The 20,742-nt window shown below is 72.6% G+C and carries 20 protein-coding genes; 14 read left to right on the top strand and 6 right to left on the bottom strand.

Annotated features, from left to right (window positions below):
- The first annotated feature begins 99 nt into the window (after positions 1-99).
- Positions 100-1,317, top strand: coding sequence for an alpha/beta hydrolase (locus tag ACWC24_RS02600; protein WP_450660970.1), 1,218 nt, complete (start codon positions 100-102; stop codon positions 1,315-1,317).
- Between the two features lie 57 nt (positions 1,318-1,374).
- Positions 1,375-2,256: a DUF4429 domain-containing protein gene (locus tag ACWC24_RS02595; protein WP_450661050.1), complete on the top strand. Its 882-nt coding sequence runs from the start codon at positions 1,375-1,377 to the stop codon at positions 2,254-2,256.
- A 28-nt stretch (positions 2,257-2,284) separates the two neighbouring features.
- Here ACWC24_RS02595 and ACWC24_RS02590 read toward each other — a convergent pair whose 3' ends face one another.
- Complete coding sequence (locus tag ACWC24_RS02590; protein ID WP_450660969.1) at positions 2,285-2,770, bottom strand: MerR family transcriptional regulator; 486 nt, start codon at positions 2,768-2,770, stop codon at positions 2,285-2,287.
- 177 nt (positions 2,771-2,947) lie between these two features.
- On the opposite strand from ACWC24_RS02590, the gene ACWC24_RS02585 reads away from it, so the two are divergent.
- A complete protein-coding gene (locus ACWC24_RS02585) occupies positions 2,948-3,769 on the top strand; it encodes a serine hydrolase domain-containing protein (RefSeq protein WP_450660968.1) in 822 nt (273 codons plus the stop codon).
- Between the two features lie 30 nt (positions 3,770-3,799).
- Here ACWC24_RS02585 and ACWC24_RS02580 read toward each other — a convergent pair whose 3' ends face one another.
- The gene (locus tag ACWC24_RS02580; RefSeq protein ID WP_450661049.1) at positions 3,800-4,456 is read right to left on the bottom strand and encodes a pirin family protein; all 657 of its coding nucleotides are present in this window, start codon (positions 4,454-4,456) and stop codon (positions 3,800-3,802) included.
- 95 nt (positions 4,457-4,551) lie between these two features.
- Here ACWC24_RS02580 and ACWC24_RS02575 point away from each other — a divergent pair, with 95 nt between their 5' ends.
- The 5 genes from ACWC24_RS02575 (at position 4,552) to ACWC24_RS02555 (ending at position 9,495) form a co-directional block, all read left to right on the top strand.
- Positions 4,552-5,757, top strand: a complete 1,206-nt coding sequence (locus ACWC24_RS02575; protein ID WP_450660967.1) for a PucR family transcriptional regulator — start codon at positions 4,552-4,554, stop codon at positions 5,755-5,757.
- An 87-nt stretch (positions 5,758-5,844) separates the two neighbouring features.
- Entirely contained in the window at positions 5,845-6,765 is a 921-nt protein-coding gene (locus ACWC24_RS02570; RefSeq protein WP_450660966.1) for an ACP S-malonyltransferase, read from the top strand.
- Between the two features lie 22 nt (positions 6,766-6,787).
- Positions 6,788-7,789, top strand: a complete 1,002-nt coding sequence (locus ACWC24_RS02565; protein WP_450660965.1) for a beta-ketoacyl-ACP synthase 3 — start codon at positions 6,788-6,790, stop codon at positions 7,787-7,789.
- Positions 7,790-7,890: 101 nt separating this feature from the next.
- Positions 7,891-8,139 (top strand): acyl carrier protein, encoded by a 249-nt coding sequence (locus ACWC24_RS02560; RefSeq protein ID WP_029384719.1) that lies wholly within the window; start codon positions 7,891-7,893, stop codon positions 8,137-8,139.
- An 84-nt stretch (positions 8,140-8,223) separates the two neighbouring features.
- On the top strand, positions 8,224-9,495 hold the full coding sequence (locus ACWC24_RS02555) for a beta-ketoacyl-[acyl-carrier-protein] synthase family protein (protein ID WP_450660964.1): 1,272 nt from the start codon (positions 8,224-8,226) through the stop codon (positions 9,493-9,495).
- A gap of 390 nt (positions 9,496-9,885) precedes the next feature.
- Here ACWC24_RS02555 and ACWC24_RS02550 read toward each other — a convergent pair whose 3' ends face one another.
- Positions 9,886-10,380: a DUF3145 domain-containing protein gene (locus ACWC24_RS02550; protein ID WP_450660963.1), complete on the bottom strand. Its 495-nt coding sequence runs from the start codon at positions 10,378-10,380 to the stop codon at positions 9,886-9,888.
- Positions 10,381-10,633: 253 nt separating this feature from the next.
- Here ACWC24_RS02550 and ACWC24_RS02545 point away from each other — a divergent pair, with 253 nt between their 5' ends.
- Together ACWC24_RS02545 and ACWC24_RS02540 are read left to right on the top strand one after the other, a co-directional pair.
- Complete coding sequence (locus ACWC24_RS02545; RefSeq protein WP_450660962.1) at positions 10,634-11,524, top strand: SGNH/GDSL hydrolase family protein; 891 nt, start codon at positions 10,634-10,636, stop codon at positions 11,522-11,524.
- A 15-nt stretch (positions 11,525-11,539) separates the two neighbouring features.
- Complete coding sequence (locus ACWC24_RS02540) at positions 11,540-12,511, top strand: aldose epimerase family protein (RefSeq protein ID WP_450660961.1); 972 nt, start codon at positions 11,540-11,542, stop codon at positions 12,509-12,511.
- A 374-nt stretch (positions 12,512-12,885) separates the two neighbouring features.
- On the opposite strand, the gene ACWC24_RS02535 is transcribed toward ACWC24_RS02540, so the two are convergent.
- Positions 12,886-13,719 carry an EI24 domain-containing protein gene (locus ACWC24_RS02535; RefSeq protein WP_450660960.1) on the bottom strand — a complete coding sequence of 278 codons (834 nt, stop codon included), beginning with the start codon at positions 13,717-13,719 and terminating at the stop codon, positions 12,886-12,888.
- 418 nt (positions 13,720-14,137) lie between these two features.
- Between ACWC24_RS02535 and ACWC24_RS02530 the strand changes: the two genes are divergently transcribed.
- On the top strand, positions 14,138-15,283 hold the full coding sequence (locus ACWC24_RS02530; RefSeq protein ID WP_450660959.1) for a serine hydrolase domain-containing protein: 1,146 nt from the start codon (positions 14,138-14,140) through the stop codon (positions 15,281-15,283).
- A gap of 98 nt (positions 15,284-15,381) precedes the next feature.
- On the opposite strand, the gene ACWC24_RS02525 is transcribed toward ACWC24_RS02530, so the two are convergent.
- Positions 15,382-16,404: an NADP-dependent oxidoreductase gene (locus tag ACWC24_RS02525; RefSeq protein WP_450660958.1), complete on the bottom strand. Its 1,023-nt coding sequence runs from the start codon at positions 16,402-16,404 to the stop codon at positions 15,382-15,384.
- 107 nt (positions 16,405-16,511) lie between these two features.
- Here ACWC24_RS02525 and ACWC24_RS02520 point away from each other — a divergent pair, with 107 nt between their 5' ends.
- Entirely contained in the window at positions 16,512-16,970 is a 459-nt protein-coding gene (locus ACWC24_RS02520) for a MarR family winged helix-turn-helix transcriptional regulator (RefSeq protein WP_450660957.1), read from the top strand.
- A gap of 91 nt (positions 16,971-17,061) precedes the next feature.
- Here ACWC24_RS02520 and ACWC24_RS02515 read toward each other — a convergent pair whose 3' ends face one another.
- Positions 17,062-18,096, bottom strand: coding sequence for an SCO2400 family protein (locus tag ACWC24_RS02515; protein WP_450660956.1), 1,035 nt, complete (start codon positions 18,094-18,096; stop codon positions 17,062-17,064).
- Positions 18,097-18,392: 296 nt separating this feature from the next.
- Between ACWC24_RS02515 and ACWC24_RS02510 the strand changes: the two genes are divergently transcribed.
- Complete coding sequence (locus tag ACWC24_RS02510) at positions 18,393-19,553, top strand: mandelate racemase/muconate lactonizing enzyme family protein (RefSeq protein WP_450660955.1); 1,161 nt, start codon at positions 18,393-18,395, stop codon at positions 19,551-19,553.
- A complete protein-coding gene (locus ACWC24_RS02505; protein ID WP_450660954.1) occupies positions 19,550-20,590 on the top strand; it encodes a zinc-dependent alcohol dehydrogenase in 1,041 nt (346 codons plus the stop codon). The genes ACWC24_RS02510 and ACWC24_RS02505 overlap by 4 nt, the downstream gene beginning before the upstream one ends.
- The last annotated feature ends 152 nt before the right edge of the window (positions 20,591-20,742 follow it).

The following is a 20,742-nucleotide window of genomic DNA, read 5'->3' as shown; positions in this document are numbered from 1 at the left end:
TCGCCGAACTCACCCGAGACCATTGCCACTCCCATCGAAACGTGATCCCTGTCACTCGGTTAACGCGTGGCCCTCTCGTTCTCCTAGTGTGTCCTCCCAGTGACTTCCTTCGGCACCTCCCCGCAACTCAACGTCTGGCGCGCGCTGCTCGCTCTGGCCGTCGTGTTCGTGATGCTGGCGACCACCGGCTGGACGGCTCTGCGCCAGCAGCGGGAGACGACCGCCCTCCAGTCCTCCCTGACGGCCTGGGAGCACGGGCACATCGGCGGACACCGGCTGCCCGACCCGCACGCGGCCCCCGCGAGGCTGTCCCGGTTCTTCGCCTCGCTCACCCCGCGGGAGCGCAACAGGCTCGCGACCCGCTACCCGCTCGCGGTCGGCAACATGAACGGCGCCCCGGTCCGGCTGCGCTACCGAGCCAACCGGGTCGCGCTCGGACAGGCCCGCGAGGTCGAGCGGGCGCGCATGCACGACAGCCGGCTCAGCCCGGCGGGGCAGCAGGAGGCGGGACGCAGGATGCACCGCTTCGAGTCGATGATGAGCGGCGGCCGCCAGATCCTCGCCTTCGACCCGGAGAGCTCAGGCCGCGCCGCCGAGGTGTTCGGGGATCTCACCGAGGCCGAGCGGATCTCGGTCGTCGTCCCCGGCGTCGACACCGACCTGCTCACCTTCCAGCGCACCAACCGCAGGTACTCGGCGCCCGTCGGCATGGCCAAGTCCCTCCACCACGCCGAGCGGGCCGTGCGTCCCGCGGTCCGTACCGCGGTGATCGCCTGGGCCGACTACACCGCGCCCGCCGGACTCGGCATCGACTCGGCCACCGCGATGCGCGCCGAGGACGGCGCCGTCCGGCTGAACGCGCTGCTGCGCGCGCTGCCCGGCGACGCGCCGGTCGCCATGTTCTGCCACAGCTACGGCTCCGTGCTGTGCGGCGTCGCCGCGCGCGACATGCCCCGCCGGGTGGTCGACATAGCCGTGGCCGCCAGCCCCGGGATGCGGGTGCCGAGCGTGGCCCACCTGGGCACCTCCGCCCGGGTGTGGGCGATGCGGGACGCGAGCGACTGGGTGCAGGACGTACCGCACCTGGAGGTCGGCGGCCTCGGCCACGGCGCCGACCCGGTCTCCCCCGCGTTCGGCGCCCGGGTGCTGTCGGCGCGCGACGCGCAGGGGCACAGCGGCTATTTCGAGCCGGGCACGGACAGCCTGCGCAACCTCGCCGACATCGGCACGGGCGCGTACCGGGCGGTCCGGTGCGCCCAGCAGGACAAGGGGTGCCGGGCGGGCCTGCCCGGCAAGGCAGCGGCAGAACGCGCGTAGAGACGTAGAAATCGCGGTCTGCCCGGGGAGGCGACGGAGGAGCTCGTGCCGCATACGATGAGCCGCATGGGTGACGTACTGGCCGGATTTCATGCCGCCTGGGAGTTCGAGTCCGACTCCGTGCTCATCCGCTACGAACGGGGGATCCGCACACCGAAGCTCTTCCAGGCGCTGGGTGAACGGCGCGTCCCGCTCGCGGCGATCGAGGCGGTGACCCTCACCCCCGGCAAGCGCGGCACGGTCGTGCTGCGGGCCGAGCCCCGGCCGGGCGCCGACCCGCTGATGGAGGCGGCCGACGGGCAGCTCAAGGAGGGCTCCGACCCCTACCGGCTGGTGCTGCCGGCCGAGCGCGAGACGCTCGCCGAGTACTACGCCGACGAACTGCGTGCCCTGCTGACCGAGTCCGGCCCGGCCGAGCGCCATCTGGTGCCCGCGCCCGAGGCGCCCCGGCAGTTCAAGGCGTACGACGCGAAGGCGTCCTTCGACGGCCGGACGGTGAACTTCCGCTGGTTCTGGACGGGCGCGTCCTCGGCCAAGTGGAAGGCAGGCGACCAGAGTTTCCCGGTCACCGGCCTGGCCGGGGTCGAGTGGCGCTCGCCCGAGATCCTCGAGGGGCATCTGCGACTGCTGCTGCGGGACCCCGCCGAGCAGCAGGCCGCGCAGGCCGACCAGGACCCGGCGGCGGTGGTGTTCGGCCTGGGGTACGGACCGGTGCACGAGTCGCTGCCGTTCGCCGCTGCCGTGCTGGCCGCGGTGCGCGCGGGCGGGACGGCGGCCGCGCCCGCCGTCCCCTCGGCCGCGCTCGCGGTCCCGGCGCCGCGCCGCGATCCCGCCGACCTCGCCGAACGGATCCGTCATCTCGGCGAGCTGCATCGGGCCGGGCTGCTGACGGACGAGGAGTTCTCGGTGAAGAAGGCGGAGCTGCTCGCGGAGTTCTGACGTCCCCCGGCCACCCCGGCCGGGGCGGTCAGCCCGCCCGCTCCGAGGCGTGGGCGTGCCCGGCGTCCGCGTAGAAGGAGATCTTCCGGTCGAGCACCGCGAGCGTGTCGTGGAGCTCGGCGATCCGGGCCAGGACGTCGTGCCGGGTCGCCACCAGCAGCTCGCGGCGCTCCTCGTAGGTGTTCTCGCCCTCGCGCACCAACTCCGCGTACCGGACCATGTCGGCGACCGGCATGCCCGTCAGCCGCAGCTTGCCGACGAGGCCGAGCCAGTCCAGGTCCCGGTTGTTGTAGCGGCGCTGGCCGGTGTGCGACCGGTCGATGTGGGACATCAGGCCGATCCGCTCGTACCAGCGCAGGGTGTGCGCGCTCAGCCCGGTGAACGCGACGACCTCACTGATGGTGTAGCTGTCCCGGCCGTCGGGGCGCGGATGCGGTGGCGGCGGGGCGGCGCAGCTGTCTGCGGGGGTGGGGGCTTGCTCGGTGGCCGCGGGCGTCGTCTGCATCACCGTCATGACCTCCACGCTATGGCCTTCGAGCGCACTCCAGGCAAGCCACGCCGACGAGAAGGCGGCGGGTGTGGTGTGATCAAGTCAGCCGACGCCCGGGCGCGGCACGGCCCGCGGCGGACGGTGATCGCTCCGGCGGGGGGTGTCGCGAGCCCGGGCTCCGGGCCGCTTAGGCTCGACGTCATGTCTGCACAGAGCTTGGCGTTGATCGAGAACTGGCCGGTTCCCACCGCTGCGGCGGGTGTCGTACGGGCCGACGGCACGGTCCTGGGGACCCACGGTCCCGTCGGACAGCGCTTCCCGCTGGCCTCGGTCACCAAGCCGCTCGCCGCCTACGCCGCGCTCGTCGCGTACGAGGAGGGGGCGATCGAGTTCGACGAGCCGGCCGGCCCCGCGGGGTCGACGGTCCGTCATCTGCTCGCCCACACCTCGGGGCTGGCGTTCGACGAGCACCGGGTGATGTCGGCGCCCGGAGAGCGGCGGCTGTACTCCAACGCGGGCTTCGAGGTGCTCGGGGAGCACATCGCGAAGGCCACGGACATCCCGTTCGCCGAGTACCTGCGGCAGGCGGTGCTGGAGCCGCTCGGCATGACGGACACCGGCCTCGACGGCTCCCCGGCGAAGGACGGGGTGTCGACGGTGACGGACCTGCTGCGGTTCGCCGCCGAGGTGCAGGCGCCGCGGCTGCTGGATCCGCGTACCGTCGCCGAGGCGATGACCGTGCAGTACCCGGGCACGAAGGGCGTCCTGCCGGGCTACGGCCACCAGAACCCCAACGACTGGGGCCTCGGCCTCGAGATCCGGGACGGCAAGTCGCCGCACTGGACGGGCGCTTCGTCCTCGCCGCGGACGTTCGGGCACTTCGGGCAGTCGGGTACGTTCCTGTGGATCGACCCGGACGCGGGGATCGCGTGCGCCGCCCTGACCGACCGGCCCTTCGGCCCCTGGGCCGTCGAGGCGTGGCCCCCCTTCACCGACGCGGTGCTGGCCGAGTACGCCCGCTGACCCGGCCGGCCGGAGACGGCGGCGGCCCGGTCAGACCGCTGTCATCTCCCAGAGCAGCAGCTCCGCCGCCGTCAGCCCCACCGCCTCCAGGTCCTTCGCGTCGGTGATCCGTGCCGCGTCGCCCGGCGTCAGGTCCGCGCCGTCCAGCCGGACCGTGCCGCGTACGACATGGACGTACAGCCGGGCCGCGTCCGGTACCGCCGTCCGCTCCCCCGCGGCCAGCCGCCGCACGTGCAGCATCGCGGCCGCCTCCGGGACCGCGTACGGGGTGGAGTCGGCGATGCCCCGGACGATCTCGTAGACCGGGTCGCCGCCCGGCTCGCGCGGGGCCAGCCACATCTGGACGAAGGTCAGCGGCGCGGCGGCGTCGTTGCGCTCCACGTGCCGGACGCCGGACGCCGCGCTCAGCCGCTGGACGTCCCCGGCGCGCACCACCGTCTCGCGGCCGAGGGAGTCGCGGTGGGTCAGCTCGCCCTCGACCACCCACGTCACGATCTCCGTGTGACTGTGCGGGTGCTCGTCGAAGCCGGCGCCCGGGGCGAGGCGCTCCTCGTTGCAGGCGATCACCGCGCCGAAACGGAGGTTGCCGGGGTCGTAGTGGGGGCCGAAGGAGAAGGCGTGCCGGGAATCGATGCCGGCCCGCGGGTCCCCTCCGCGGTAGCGCTCGCCTGCGCGCCGTACGTCCATCACGACCACCACGGTAGCCCCGCGAAGGACCCGCCGCGGACCGCCCGCGCGACCCGGCGGCACACGTCGGCGTCCCGATAAGGCAGTCTTGTCCCGTGCCCGAACCCGAAACCAGCAAGTCCCCCACCGCAGCGCACGACGCCCAGACGCACGCCGCGACCCTGAAGCGGCTGGAGAAGTCCGCCGGGACCCTCGCCGTCCAGGCCATCGCCCGGATGGACGAGACGCTGCCGTGGTACCGGGCCATGCCCCCGGAGAACCGCTCCTGGATCGGGCTCGTCGCGCAGGCCGGTATCGCCGCCTTCACCGAGTGGTTCCGGCATCCCGACGCCCCCCAGGCCATCTCCACCGACGTGTTCGGGACCGCGCCGCGCGAGCTGACCCGGGCCATCACCCTGCGCCAGACCGTCGAGATGGTGCGCACCACCATCGAGGTCATGGAGAGCGCGATCGACGAGGTCGCGGCCCCGGGGGACGAGCGCGTGCTGCGCGAGGCGCTGCTCGTCTACGCCCGTGAGATCGCCTTCGCCACCGCCCAGGTCTACGCCCAGGCCGCCGAGGCACGCGGTGCCTGGGACGCGCGTCTGGAGTCGCTCGTCGTCAACGCGGTGCTCAGCGGGGAGGCCGACGAGGGCGCGGTGAGCAGGGCGGCCGCGCTGGGCTGGAACGCGCCGGAACACGTGTGCGTGGTGCTGGGGACCGCCCCGGACGGCGACTCCGAACTGACCGTGGAGGCCATCCGGCGGGCCGCCCGGCACGCCAAGCTCCAGGTGCTCACCGGGGTGCTGGGCAGCCGGCTCGTGGTGATCGCCGGCGGCAGCGACAACCCCCTCGCGGTGGCCAAGTCGCTGATCGGGCCGTTCGCGCAGGGGCCGGTCGTGGCCGGTCCCGTCGTCCCCGACCTGTTGGCCGGCACCCGGTCCGCGCAGGCCGCCGCGGCGGGGCTGAAGGCGTGTTCCGCCTGGCAGGACGCCCCGCGTCCGGTGCTGGCGGACGATCTGCTCCCGGAGCGCGCGATCGCCGGCGATCCCGGCGCGCGCGACCAGTTGGTGGAGGAGATCTACAGACCGTTGGAGGAGGCCGGCTCCGCTCTGCTGGAGACGCTCAGCGTCTACCTCGAGCAGGCGAGCAGCCTGGAGGGTGCCGCCCGGATGCTGTTCGTGCACCCCAACACCGTGCGCTACCGGCTCCGACGTGTGACGGACGTCACCGGCTGGTCGCCATCCGATGTACGATCCGCGTTCACACTGAGGATCGCGCTGATCCTGGGGCGTCTGGTCGATGGAGATCCCCAGACCTGAGTTTGTCGAAGGCCTACAAAACCCCCTGCTGTTCTTCGTCCCTGTCCCCACGGGCGGCCGCGGCCGTCCCCAAGAGAGAGTGTGAGAGTGCTCGTACTCGTCGCTCCCGGCCAGGGCGCTCAGACGCCCGGCTTCCTGACCCCCTGGCTCGAACTGCCCGGTGCCTCCGACCGCCTCGCCGCGTGGTCGGAGGCCATCGGTCTGGACCTCGTCCACTACGGCACGCAGGCCGACGCGGACGCGATCCGGGACACGGCTGTCGCGCAGCCGCTCCTGGTCGCCGCCGGACTGCTGTCCGCCTCGGCACTCGGTGCCGTCACGGACCTCGCCCCGGGCGCGGTCGCGGGCCACAGCGTCGGCGAGATCACCGCCGCGGCCTTCGCGGGCGTCCTCGACGACACCGCCGCGCTGAGCCTCGTGCGCAAGCGCGGCCTGGCCATGGCCGAGGCCGCCGCGATCACCGAGACCGGCATGTCGGCGCTGCTCGGCGGCGACCCCGAGGTGACCGTCCCGCATCTGGAGAAGCTGGGCCTGACCGCGGCCAACGTCAACGGCGCGGGCCAGATCGTGGCCGCGGGCACGCTGGAGCAGCTCGCGGCGCTGGAGGCGGACAAGCCCGAGGGCGTGCGCCGGGTCGTCGCGCTGAAGGTGGCCGGCGCCTTCCACACGCACCACATGGGTCCCGCGGTCGAGAAGCTGGCCGAGGCCGCGAAGGAGCTCGTGCCGGCCGACCCGAAGGTCGTGTACGTGTCCAACAAGGACGGGCGGACCGTCGCCACCGGCGACGAGGTCGTCGCCCGGCTGGTCGGCCAGGTCGCCAACCCGGTCCGATGGGACCTGTGCATGGAGACCTTCAAGGAGCTCGGCGCGACCGCGCTGATCGAGGTGTGCCCCGGCGGCACGCTCACCGGTCTGGCCAAGCGCGCGCTGCCCGGCGTCACGACGCTGGCCCTGAAGACGCCCGACGACCTGGACGCGGCTCGCGAACTCATCGCCGAGCATGCCTGACGACCCGAGGAGCCGACCGATCATGTCGAAGATCAAGCCCAGCAAGGGCGCCCCGTACGCGCGCATCCTCGGCGTGGGCGGCTACCGTCCCACCCGGATCGTGCCGAACGAGGTGATCCTCGAGACGATCGACTCGTCCGACGAGTGGATCCGCTCGCGCTCCGGCATCGAGACCCGGCACTGGGCCTCCGACGAGGAGACCGTCGCCGCGATGTCCGTCGAGGCCTCCGGCAAGGCGATCGCCGACGCCGGGATCTCCGCCGAGCAGATCGGCGCCGTCGTCGTCTCGACCGTCTCGCACTTCAAGCAGACCCCGGCCGTCGCCACCGAGATCGCCCACAAGCTGGGCACCGCCAAGGCCGCCGCCTTCGACATCTCGGCCGGCTGCGCGGGCTTCGGCTACGGCCTGACCCTCGCCAAGGGCATGATCGTCGAGGGTTCGGCGGAGTACGTCCTGGTCATCGGGGTCGAGCGGCTGTCCGACCTGACCGACCTGGAGGACCGGGCCACGGCCTTCCTGTTCGGTGACGGCGCGGGCGCGGTCGTCGTGGGCCCCTCCAAGGAGCCGGCCATCGGCCCGACCGTGTGGGGCTCGGAGGGCGACAAGTCGGAGACCATCAAGCAGACCGTGCCGTGGACGGACTACCGCAACGGCGAGGTCGAGAAGTTCCCCGCGATCACCCAGGAAGGCCAGGCGGTGTTCCGCTGGGCCGTGTTCGAGATGGCGAAGGTCGCCCAGCAGGCGCTGGAGGCGGCCGGGATCACCTCGGACGAACTGGACGTCTTCATCCCGCACCAGGCCAACGAGCGGATCATCGACTCGATGGTGAAGACACTCAAGCTGCCGGAGACCGTCACGGTCGCGCGTGACGTGCGCACCACCGGCAACACCTCGGCCGCCTCGATCCCGCTCGCGATGGAGCGGCTCCTGGCGACCGGCGAGGCGAAGAGCGGCGACACCGCGCTCGTCATCGGCTTCGGGGCGGGTCTCGTGTACGCCGCGACGGTCGTTACCCTCCCCTAGGCACTCCGTGCCGGATCATGCATCCGGTACGGGAAACGCACCACCCGCCGCGCACGCGGTGGGAGCCACACCCTCTGGAACATCTACGAAGGAGCGCCGACATGGCCGCCACTCAGGAAGAGATCGTCGCCGGTCTCGCGGAGATCGTGAACGAGATCGCCGGGATCCCGGTTGAGGACGTCCAGCTGGACAAGTCCTTCACCGACGACCTGGACGTCGACTCGCTGTCCATGGTCGAGGTCGTCGTCGCCGCCGAAGAGCGCTTCGACGTCAAGATCCCCGACGAGGACGTCAAGAACCTCAAGACCGTCGGTGACGCGACCGAATACATCCTCAAGCACCAGGCCTGAGAAACCCCTTAGGCCGGAGCTGCCGGCCCCGCCACCCGGCGGTGGCGCCGCTGAATCCTCGTATCCGTTGGAGAAAGAATTCCCGTGAGCCCGACCAATCGCACCGTGGTCGTCACCGGTATCGGCGCAACCACACCGCTGGGTGGCGACGCAGCCTCTACCTGGGAGGGCCTGATCGCCGGTCGTTCCGGCGTCAAGCCCCTGGAGAAGGAGTGGGCGGCCGACCAGGCCGTCCGTATCGCGGCCCCGGTCGCCGTGGAGCCCACCGAGGTCATCCCGCGGCCGCAGGCCCGCCGCCTGGACCGGTCGGCGCAGTTCGCGCTGATCGCGGCCCAGGAGGCCTGGGCCGACGCCGGCTTCACCGCTCGCGCGGGTGAGGACGGCTCGGTCGACCCCGACCGTCTCGGGACCGTCATCGCCTCCGGCATCGGCGGTGTGACGACCCTCCTCGACCAGTACGACGTGCTCAAGGAGAAGGGCGTCCGCCGCGTCTCCCCGCACACCGTGCCGATGCTCATGCCGAACGGTCCGTCCGCCAACGTGGGTCTGCTCGTGGGCGCCCGCGCGGGTGTGCACACGCCGGTCTCCGCCTGTGCGTCGGGCGCCGAGGCCATCGGTTACGCCATCGAGATGATCCGTACCGGCCGTGCCGACGTCGTCGTCGCCGGTGGCACGGAGGCGGCGATCCACCCGCTGCCCATCGCCGCGTTCGGCAACATGATGGCGATGTCCAAGAACAACGACGACCCGCAGGGCGCCTCGCGTCCCTACGACGTCGCCCGGGACGGCTTCGTCCTCGGCGAGGGTGCCGGCGTGATCGTCCTGGAGTCCGCCGAGCACGCCGCCAAGCGCGGTGCCCGGGTGTACGCGGAGGCGGTCGGCCAGGGCATCTCCGCCGACGGCCACGACATCGTGCAGCCGGAGCCGGAGGGCCGCGGCATCTCGCACGCCCTCCAGCACCTGCTGGACAGCACGGACCTGGACCCGGCGGAGATCGTGCACGTGAACGCGCACGCCACCTCCACGCCGGCCGGTGACATCGCCGAGCTGAAGGCGCTGCGCAAGGTCTTCGGCGACGACACGGACCACATGGCCGTCTCGGCGACCAAGTCGATGACCGGTCACCTGCTCGGTGGCGCGGGCGGTGTCGAGTCCGTCGCGGCCATCCTCGCCCTGTACCACCGGGTGGCGCCGCCGACCATCAACGTGGAGAACCTCGACCCGGAGGCGGAGGCCAACGCCGACATCGTCCGCGGCGAGGCGCGCAAGCTCCCGGTCGACGGCCGGATCGCCGCGCTGAACGACTCGTTCGGCTTCGGCGGCCACAACGTGGTGCTGGCGTTCCGCACCATCTGAACCCACCGTCCTCGCGGCTGACTTCGAGGACTTCCGACGGCCCGTCCCCCGCGCTCCGGCGCGGGCGACGGGCCGCGGTGCGTTCCGGGCCGGGCGGTTCCCTCCGGGACGGGTCCGGAGCGGGGGCACGGAGGCGGTCCGTCGTGCGCGTGGCGCCTCGGGAGGCCGCGGGAAGGGCGTACTGCGCGCTGCGGCCCCATCGCGCCGCAGGTCCGTGGCAGGCCTCGCGTGCGGGGCGCACGACGGACGCAGACGACGACGTGTACGACGGACGTACGGGACGGCGTACCCGTACGGCCTCACGTGACTGCGTACGCGGCGGGCGTACGGTCGGGTGCCGCGCCGGCGGGGCGGGCGCGCCGACGGATCGAGCCGGGCCGGGCCGGGGGGTCAGACCACCTGGTGCAGCCAGCGCACCGGCGCGCCCTCGCCCGCGTACCGGAACGGCTCCAGCTCGTCGTCCCAGGGCTTGCCGAGCAGCTTGGCGAGTTCGGCCTCCAGGTCGGTCTCGCCGCGCTGGGAGCGCTGGAGGGCGGCGCGCAGCCGGTCCTCGGGGATCAGGATGTCGCCGTGCATCCCGGTGACCGCGTGGTAGATGCCGAGGTCGGGGGTGCAGCTGTAGCGCTCGCCCTCGGCGGTGGGGCAGGGCTCGGAGGTGACCTCGAAGCGCAGCATCTGCCAACCGCGCAGGGCGGAGGCGAGCTTGGACGCGGTGCCGACCTCGCCCTGCCAGGAGAACTCCGAGCGCCAGGTGCCCGGCGCGGCGGGCTGCCGGATCCAGTCGAGGTTGACGCGCGTACCGAGCACCCCGGCGACGGCCCACTCGACATGCGGGCACAGCGCGCGCGGCGCGGAGTGCACGTACAGAACTCCACGTGTCGTCACCGGGACCTCCGGGCAGAGCGGGACATCTTGCTACTGGGGCCATGCTCAGTGGCACATCGGCCACGTTGATGGCGAGGCTACCGTGCGGCGGCGCAAGGAGTGTGACGTACCGTCGGTCCCGGTACCCACAATCGTCTGCCATTCACCCAGGGGGACGCTTGTACGCGGTACGGCGTTGCACCGCGCCGACCGGGAACCCTCGCACGTTGTGATGGAGGGGGGACGTACAGGACGACCGAGGGGATGGCCGAGGATGCGGAAGCGGAGCAGCCAGGTGCGAGCCGTCGTCGCCGTCGTGGCGGCGGCCGTCCTGGGTGCCGGGGGGTGCGACACGGTCGGCGGCGACCCGCCGGGTCCGGGCGGTTCGCAGGCCCGGGCGAAGCCGTCGCCCACCCCGGTGTGGGACCGCAGCCCGAACTCGGTGGCGGCGGTCGGTGACTCCATCACCCGCGGCTTCGACGCCTGCGCGGTCCTGTCGGACTGCCCGGAGGTGTCGTGGGCGACGGGCAGCTCGGCGAAGGTCGACAGCCTCGCCGTGCGGCTGCTGGGGGCGGCGGGCGCGGCCGGGCACAGCTGGAACTACGCGGTGACCGGGTCCCGGATGGCGGACCTGCCCGCGCAGGTCGGGCGGGCGGCGGCCCGGCGGCCGCAACTGGTGACGGTGATGGTGGGGGCCAATGACGCCTGCCGGTCCTCCGTGTCGGACATGACGCCGGTCGCGGACTTCCGGGCGGACTTCGAGGACGCGCTGCGCTCCCTGCGCGAGGAGCTGCCCAAGACGCAGGTGTATGTGGCGAGCGTGCCGAACCTGAAGCGACTGTGGTCGCAGGGGCGTTCCAACCCGCTCGGCAAGCAGATCTGGCGGCTCGGCCTGTGCCCGTCCATGCTGGGCGACGCGGACGCGCTGGACGCGGCGGCGACGGCCCGGCGCGACAGGGTGCAGCGCCGGGTGGAGGCGTACAACAGGGTCCTGGAGGAGGTCTGCGCGAAGGACACCCGATGCCGCTTCGACGGGAACGCGGTGTACGACTACCGCTTCGACACGGACCAGCTCAGCCACTGGGACTGGTTCCACCCGAGCACGGACGGGCAGGCACGGCTCGCGGAGATCGCCTACCGCACCGTCACCGCGCGGGAACCGTGACCTAGGGTTTCCCACATGAGCGAACTTTTCGGCACACTTCCCGACGGCACCCCGGTCCATGTCTGGACCCTGGAACGGGCCGGGACCCGGGTCCGGATCCTGTCGTACGGCGGGATCGTGCAGTCCCTGGAGGTCCCCGACCGGGACGGTCGCCCCGGGGACGTGGTGCTGGGGTTCGCCGACCTGGACGGCTATGTGACGCACCCGGGACCGTACCTCGGCGCGCTGGTCGGCCGGTACGCCAACCGGATCGCGGGCGGCCGCTTCCCGCTGGGCGAGCTGACGTACGCGCTGGAGCCCAATACTCCGCCGAACTCGCTGCACGGCGGTGAGCGCGGCTTCGACAAGCGGGTGTGGGACGTGACGCCGGTCGAGCACGGGGTGCGGCTGAGCCGGGTCAGCCCGCACGGCGAGGAGGGTTTCCCGGGCCGGCTGGAGGTCTCGGCGACGTACACCCTGGAGGCGTCCGGGGCGCTGCGGATCGCCTACGAGGCCACCACGGACGAGCCGACCGTGGTCAACCTCACCAACCACAGCTATTTCGACCTGGGCGGGGCCGGGAGCACCGGCGGACACGAGCTGCGGATCGCCGCCTCGCGCTACACGCCGGTCGACGCGGACCTGATCCCGACCGGTGTGCTGGAGGACGTGACGGGCACCCGGTTCGACTTCCGCACGGTCCGCAAGGTGGGCACCGGCTACGACCACAACTTCGTCCTGGACAAGGGGGTGACGCCGGCCGTCGAGGAGGTGGCCGAGCTGCACGACCCGGTGTCCGGGCGGGTGCTGACGGTGGCGACGACCGAGCCGGGGATGCAGCTGTACACCGCGGACCACCTTCAGGCCCCGTTCGCGCCCGGCGACGGGGTCGCGCTGGAGACGCAGCACTTCCCGGACTCCCCGAACCGTCCGGAGTTCCCGAGCACCGAGCTGCGGCCGGGCTCGGTGTACCGCTCGGCGACGGTGTACGCGTTCTCGACCCGCTGACCGGCCCCGGGAAGTGAATGAGCCCCGGTCCGGAGGTCAGGTCACCGGACCGGGGCTGCTTCGGGGGACGCCGGAGCCCGAGGGCCCGGGACGCGAGCGCCCGGATCAGACGTTAACCGTCGTACTCGCTCCGTGGTCGGCGATCGAGCGGACGAGGCGAAGTTCGTACGAACCCTTCACAACTACCCACGAGCTCGCCTTCTATCCCAAATCTCGAAGGAAACGCTGCGGAACCTCCGTCGTGACCGCGGCACGGCGGGACGGGCCGCGCCCGGCTCGGGTGCAGGACGCAGGACGCCCCGGCGCGCGCGGTGTACGCGGCGACGGGGCGGGGTGAAGGCGATAGCGGTGGCGGTGGCGGTGTCCGGCCTCGGTCAGCGGGTGGCGTTCTCCGCCCGGGGAGCCTCCTCGGCCTCGCCGTCCGCGCCGTCCGCGCCGTCCGCGCCGTCCGCGCCATCGATGATCTCCTCGCCCCGCAGGTCGCGTGCGAGGAGGGTCGCGCCCGCGACCGCGCCCGGCATCAGGAACACCGCGACGAACGGCACCAGGAAGGCCAGGCCCAGCGGGGTGCCGAAGCCCCAGACCAGGGTCTTGCGGGAGCGCAGCAGGGCGAGCCGGTCACGGAGTTCGACGCCCCGGCGCTGGAGGGCGACGGCGGCGAGTTCCTCGGTGAGGAAGAAGCCGGTGACGAAGAAGCCGAGCACCGGGACGACCGTCTGGCCGACCACGGGCAGGAAGCCGAGGGCGAAGAGGAGGACGCCCCAGACCAGGGCGCGCACCACGATGCGCAGGCTGTCGCGCGCCGAGACCCACAGCTCGCGCCAGAGCGGCAGCTCCGACTCGGGGGCGGTGCCGTCGGGCGAGACGTCGCGGTCGACCTTCTCGGAGAGGTTCTCGTAGAAGGGCTGGCCTATGAGGAGCGTGACCGCGGTGAAGGTGAGGACCGCCAGCAGCAGGCCGAGCGCGAACAGCACGGCCGTGAGGAAGCCGCGGAACAGACCCTGCCAGGGGCTCGACCAGTCGTCCGCGAACGGCGTCGACCAGGAGACGAGGTCCTCGCCCCACAGGGCCAGAGCCACCAGCGCCGCCGTGTAGAGGACGAGGGTGATCAGACCGGGCAGCAGGCCGAAGCCGTACTGCTTTCCGTGCCGGGCCACCCAGCGCTGGCCCTTCAGGAGATAGCTGAAACCCACCCCGAGATCGCGCATGCTCGAACTCTATCGGGTGAATCCCGATCGACCTCCGGCCAGAGCGTCACCGTCCGGTACCGAATGCGCGGCCGTACCGGCGCCCGGACCTCACCGGACCGCACCGGACCGCACCGGACCGCACCGAGCCCGGCACGGCCGCGCGGGTACGCCGTACAGGGCACGGCCGACATCAACACCCGCTCGTCGCTGTTGAGTCGAACGGGTGGGTCTCGCCGTACCGATCTCGGGAAGCCCGCGGGAGGCGCGTCCACGTCGGGCGTCTCCTGCGTGACCGCCCGAGAACGGCTTCCGGGACCACCCGGACGCGACTTCCGAAACGACCTGAACGACCTGAAGGGAGCGGAGTCCCCCCAGCCCGGACGGGCATTGATCACCATGGCACACGCGCACAGCGGCTGAAGTTGGAGGAGAGCGCATGACGCAGGAGATCCACGGCACCGTCGCGGACGGCTTCGAGGCGGTGCGGGCGGAGTTCGCGGCGCTCGTCGCCGGGGAACGGCCCGACTACGAGGGGCAGCTGACCGCGTACGTGCACGGACGGCGGGTCGTCGACCTGTGGGCGGGCGCCGACGCCGACTCCCTCTACGGCGTGTACTCCTCGACCAAGGGGGCCGCCCATCTGGTCGTGGCGCTCCTCGTGCAGGAGGGCACCCTCGAACTGGACCGCAAAGTCACCTACTACTGGCCGGAGTTCGGCTCCGAGGGCAAGGGTTCGCTGACGCTGCGGGACCTGCTCGCGCACCGGGCGGGGCTGGTCGGCACGGGCACCGGCTTCAGCGCGGCCGAACTCGCCGACGACCGGCTGGTCGCCGAACGGCTAGCCGACCAGCGGCCGTTCTGGCGGCCGGGCACCGCCTTCGGCTACCACGCCCTGGTCATCGGCGCGTTGACGGGCGAGGTGGTGCGCCGCGCCACCGGCCGCACGCTCCAGGAGGTGTACGAGGAGCGGATCCGCGCCCCGTACGGGCTGGACTTCTTCCTGGGCCTGCCCGCGGCGCACGAGCCGCGCTTCCGTACCGCGCAGCCGATGGCCCCGACCGCCGAACAGCAGGCCCTGCTCGACGCGTTGCCGCAGGGGCCGCACACGCTGGCGTCCATCGCCTTCAACACGCACACGGCCGAGCCGACCGACCTCGCGCTGCTGCCGAACCGGCCGGAGATCCGCGCCAAGGGTCCCGCCTCGGTCGGCGGGGTGGCGTCGGCGCGCGGGCTGGCGGGGCTGTACGCGGCGGCCGTCAGCGAGATCGACGGGAAGGCCCCGCTGCTGAAGGAGGACACGGCGGCGGAGTTCGGGCAGTTCCACTCCGTGGGGTACGACCTGGTGGCCCGTACCCACAAGTCGTACGGGCTGGGCTTCCAGGCCACCGCGGACACCTGGCACCCGTTCCTGGGCGCGGGGGCGTTCGGGCACAGCGGAGCGGGCGGCAGCCAGGCCTTCGCGGACCCGCGCAGCGGCCTGGCCTACGGCTACACCCGGCGGCGCAACGCCTTCCCGGGCGGGGCCGCGCCGGAGAACGCCGGGCTGGCGGCGGCGGTGCACCGGGCGGCGCTGGCCGTATGAGGCGGCGCCGGCCGTCCGACCCGTCGGCCCGTGCGAAGGCCGCGCCCCATGGGGGCGCGGCCCGCCTCGCCCCATGGGGGCGCGGCCCGTCCGGCCGGTCAGAGCTTGACGATCATCTTTCCGGTGTTGTCGCCGCGCAGCACCCCGAGGAACGCCTCCAGGTTGTTCTCGATGCCCTCGACGACCGTCTCGGCGTACTTGAGCTCGCCGGAGCGGACCCAGGCGCCGACCTCCTGGACGAACTGCGGCTGAAGGTCGTAGTGGTCGCCGACGAGGAGGCCCTCGATGCGGCCGCGGGTCTGGATCAGCCGGGCCAGGTTCCGCGGGCCGGGGGCGGCCTCGGTGTTGTTGTAGACGGAGATCATGCCGCAGATCGCGATCCGGCCGCCCTGGTTCAGCGAGCCGATGGCCGCCTCCAGGTGGTCGCCGCCGACGTTGTCGAAGTAGACGTCGATGCCGTCGGGGGCGGCCTCGCGCAGCTGCTCGGAGACCGGGCCGTTCTTGTAGTTGAAGGCCGCGTCGAAGCCGTACTCCTCGACGAGCAGCTTGACCTTGTCGTCGGACCCGGCCGAGCCGATGACCCGGGAGGCGCCCTTGAGCCTGGCGATCTGCCCGACCTGGCTGCCCACGGCGCCCGCGGCCCCGGACACGAACACCGAGTCGCCCTCCTTGAAGGAGGCGGTGCGCAGCAGTCCGGCGTAGGCGGTCAGGCCGGTCATGCCGAGGACGCCGAGGTACGTCGACAGGGGCGCGGCCTCGGGGTCGACCTTGACGGCCTGCTCGGCGGAGACCGTGGCGTACTCGCGCCAGCCGCCGAAGTGCAGCACGTGGTCGCCCGGGGCGATGCCCTCGGCGCCGGAGGCGACGACCTCGCCGACGGCACCGCCCTGCATGGCCTTGCCCAGCTCGAAGGGGGCCACGTACGACTTGGCGGAGCTCATCCTTCCCCTCATGTAGGGATCCACGGAGACGTAGGCGTTGCGCACCAGCACCTCGCCCGGGCCGGGCTGCCGGATCTCCGCCTCGACCAGGGCGAAGTCCTCGGGCTTCGGCCAGCCGACCGGGCGGCTGAGCAGGTGCCATTCACGGCTGGTGGCGGGGAGCGTGGGGGTGTCGGTCATGGGACCCGGGCCTTCCTCGGTGCTTCACACGGTCAAATACTTCAGTACCTGAAACAACCATGCGCCTGAATATTTCATGATGTCAAGTAACGGGGTACCCTCGGGGCATGCCCACCTCACCGCGGACGCCCCGCCCCGACGCCCTGACCATGGACGTAGTCGAGCTGATCGGCGAGGTCGTGGCCCGGTTCTACGAGGACTACGAGGCCGCCGCCGGTGACCACGCCCTGACCGGCGCCCAGGCCCGGCTGCTGAGCCTGCTCTCGCTGGAGGCGCTGCCCATGCGCAAGCTGGCCCAGAAGCTGAAGTGCGAGCCGTCGAACGTCACCGGAATAGTCGACCGCCTCGAGTCCCGAGGACTGGTGGAGCGCCGCCCGGACGCCGCCGACCGCAGGGTGAAGCTGGCGGCGGCCACGGACGAGGGCATCCAGGTGGCCCGCAGCCTGCGTGAGTCCCTGCACTTCGCCCGCGAACCGCTGGCGGGGCTGAGCGAGGCGGAGCGGGTGGTGCTGCGGGGGCTGCTGCGCCGGATGCTGGAACCGGGAGCTCCGCAGGGGGACGCCTAGGCCTCTGGCCGACGGCGGACGCGGCGGAAGCCTCGGGGCGGCCCGGGCGCGCCGCGGGCGCCCTAGCGAGCCGCCCGGGCCCCCAGGAGCCTCAGCTGCACCACCACAGGATCTGGTTGCACGTCTCCGAAGGGGTCGGGTCGGGCGTCGGTTCCGCGCTCGTCGGCACCGCAGACACGGACGGGTCCGCCGTGGGGGGCGCCGCCGAGGACGCCGAGGCGGTCGGCGCGGCCGAGGCCGGGGAGGTGGTCTCCTCGTCGGCCGGGGCGGTGGACCTCGACGCGACGGCCTTCGGGGACTTCGACGCCACCGGAGCGGCCGTACGGGAGGCCGAGGCCGAGACCGTGGGGGTGGCCGGCGCGCTGTCGAGGGTGCTGGCCGAAGCGGACGCGGACGCCTCGTCGGACGCACCGTCCTCGGTCGAGGGGTCCACCACGGCCGCGGGCCGATCGGAGGAGAAGCCCGGCGCGTCGACACCGAGTTCGGCGAGGCTCAGCCCGCCGGCCGCGAGGGCGAAGCCGGTGACTATCAACAGGGTGCGACGGCGGCGCCGGCGATGGGCGGCAGCCTTGCGATCGCGACGGCTGACGACGGGCTCGCGGTCCGGCTCCGCCGGGTCGTCCGCGTCTTCCGCGCCGTCCGCGTCGTCCGCGTATTCGGCGTCTGCAGCGTCTTCTGCGTCTTCTGCGTCTTCTGCGTAGTACTCAGGCCCTACGGTCCGCCCGGCGTCGTCCGCCGGGTGCCCGGGACCGTCGGGCAGTCCGGCGCCGCCCGCCCGGTGTTCCCGCTCGCCGGGCTCCGGCACGAAGCCGTGATCGTCGGCCGGCTCCGCCGCGTCGGCCCGGCGGTCCGGTCCGCCGGAGCGCCCGGCTTCGGGCCGTACGGCCTCGGTCCGCCCGCGCCTGCGGCCCCCGCGGCCCTGTTCCCGGCGCCGGGCGGCACGGCCGCCCGGTTCCGGGTGCGAACCGGCGCCGCCGCGCTCGCGCGCACCCTCGCGGGACGGCCCACCGGCGTCGCCGGTGCCGTCGTCGTCCGCGTCCGCGCGGAGCTGGTCGGCAGGGGTGCCGCACCCCGGGCACGCGAAGGCGCCGTTGAGATGCCGCCGGCACGAGTGGCAGTAGTTCATGACGCGGGAAGACTAAGTTCCCGGGGGCGGCGTTCCTAGGGGGTGCTGTGGAATTTTTGTGGGAGAACAGGTTTAACAGCGCGAGATGCCGCGCAAAGCGCCCGAGGCGGCGTGAAGCATCCGGCATTGCCCCGAAAGTGGACTTCGAAACTATCGAAACCGTTATGCGTCCGACCCATTGACACCCCGACCGCCCCGTCCTTACTGTCACGCCAGCATTTCGAACGTGTGACGAAATATCGAACACGTCGAAACGCCAGCCAACCGAGCCGACGAAGCAGCAAGGGGCAACTGTCGTGCGCATCACCGGAATCAGCACACACGTGGTCGGGACGCCGTGGCGCAACCTGACGTACGTCCAGGTGCACACCGACGAGGGGATCACCGGAGTCGGCGAGACCCGGATGCTGGGCCACACCGACGCTCTGATCGGGTACCTGCGCGAGGCCGAGGCCAATCACATTCTCGGCTCCGACCCGTTCGCTGTCGAGGACCTGGTGCGCCGCATGAAGTACGGCGACTACGGGCGCGCGGGCGAGATCGTGATGTCGGGCATCGCGGTCGTCGAGATGGCCTGCTGGGACATCAAGGGCAAGGCGCTGGGCGTGCCGGTGTGGCAGTTGCTCGGCGGCAAGGTGACCGACAAGGTCAAGGCCTACGCCAACGGCTGGTACACCACGGAGCGCACGCCCGAGGCGTACCACAAGGCCGCCCAGGCGGTCGTGGAGCGCGGCTACAAGGCGCTGAAGATCGACCCCTTCGGCACCGGGCACTTCGAGCTGGACCACGAGCAGAGCCTGTACGCCGTCTCGCTGATCGAGGCGGTCCGGGACGCGATCGGGCCGGACGCCGAGCTGATGCTGGAGATGCACGGCCGCTTCTCCCCCGCGACGGCCGTACGCCTCGCCCGCGAGCTGGCCCCCTTCAAGCCCGCCTGGCTGGAGGAGCCCTGCCCGCCGGAGAACCTGAAGGCGCTGGAGAAGGTCGCGGCCAAGGTCGACATCCCGGTCGCCACCGGTGAGCGCATCCACGACCGGATCGAGTTCCGGGAGCTGTTCGAGAGCCAGGCCGTCGACATCATCCAGCCGGACGTCGGCCACATCGGCGGCATCTGGGAGACCCGGAAGCTGGCCGCGACGGCGGAGACCCACTACATGCTGGTCGCCCCGCACAACGTCGGCGGGCCGGTGCTGACCGCCGCCTCCCTCCAGGTCGGCTTCACCTCGCCGAACTTCAAGATCCTCGAACACTTCAACGACTTCGCGGACGCGGAGATCAAGAAGGTCGTCAAGGGCGCCCCGCAGGTCGTCGACGGCTACTTCCACCTCTCCGACGCGCCGGGCCTGGGCGTCGAGCTGGACGTCGACGCGGCCGCGGAGTTCCCGCAGCAGCAGGCCCGCTTCGACCTGTGGGCCGAGGGCTGGGAGCAGCGCAAGCCGAAGGGCACGCAGCAGTGAGCACCGCGGGGAATCCCACGGGGAACACCGCGCAGAGCGCCGCCGTGGTCGTGGAGGCGCCGGGCGAGCACCGCATCACCGCGCACGAGCCGCGCCGGCCGGAGGCCGGGGAGGCGCTGGTGCGCGTCCACGCCACCGGGATCTGCGGCAGCGACCGCGAGGTGTACCAGGGCAACCGGCCCGAGGGGTACGTCCGCTATCCGCTCACCCCCGGTCACGAGTGGTCGGGGACCGTGGAGGCGGTCGGCGCCGGGGTGCCGCGGTCGCTGGTCGGCCGCAAGGTCGTGGGCGAGGGCTTCCGCAACTGCCAGGTGTGCGACCGCTGCCACGCGGGCGAGACGACGCTGTGCACCGACGGGTACGAGGAGACCGGCTTCACCCAGCCGGGGGCCATGGCGGCCACCCTCACCCTGCCGGCCCGGCTGCTGCACGCCCTGCCGGACGACGCGGACCTGACGGCCGCCGCGCTGCTGGAGCCGGCCGCCTGCATCGCGGCCGCCGCCATCAAGGCGAACGCGCGGCCGGGCGAGCGGGTCGCGGTGGTCGGCACCGGGACGCTGGGCATGTTCGCCGTGCAGTTCCTGCGGGCGGGCTCGCCGGGCGAGCTGCTGGTGGTCGGCACCCGCGACGACCGGGAGGCGCTCTCCCGGCAGTTCGGGGCCACCGACTTCCGCACGAAGGACCAGGAGCTGCCCGCCGACTTCGACGTGGTGATCGAGACGGCGGGGTCGGCCTCGGCCGCCCGGACCGCCGCGGCGCTGCTGCGGCGCGGCGGGCGGCTGGTCCTGACCGGGATCCCGGCGCCGGGCGCCGACGGTCTCGACCCCACCGATCTGGTCGTACGGCAGCTGGAGGTGCACACCGTCTTCGGTGCGCCGCCGGACGCCTGGGCGCACACGGTGCGGGTCTTCGCGGCCGGGCTGCTGGACCCGCTGCCGCTGGTCACGCACGAGCTGCCGCTCACCGAGTTCTCCGCGGCGATCGAGCTGGTGGGGTCCGGCGACCCGAAGGTCGGCAAGGTCCTGCTGCGCCCCTAGGGCCACGGAAGGGCCGGAGTCCGCTCCGCGCCCCTCCCGTGGCCGTACGGCGGCACGCAGGCCCCCGCACCACCCGCCCGGCTCCACCCCCCGGCCGTACGTCGGCACGAAGGCAACCTGACGGCCCTCGTGCCGGCGTACACCCCGCCCGT

This window comes from Streptomyces sp. NPDC001443 (assembly GCF_053597355.1).
The sequence above is the reverse complement of the archived record's forward strand: the minus strand, read 5'-3'. Positions and strand labels throughout refer to the sequence as shown.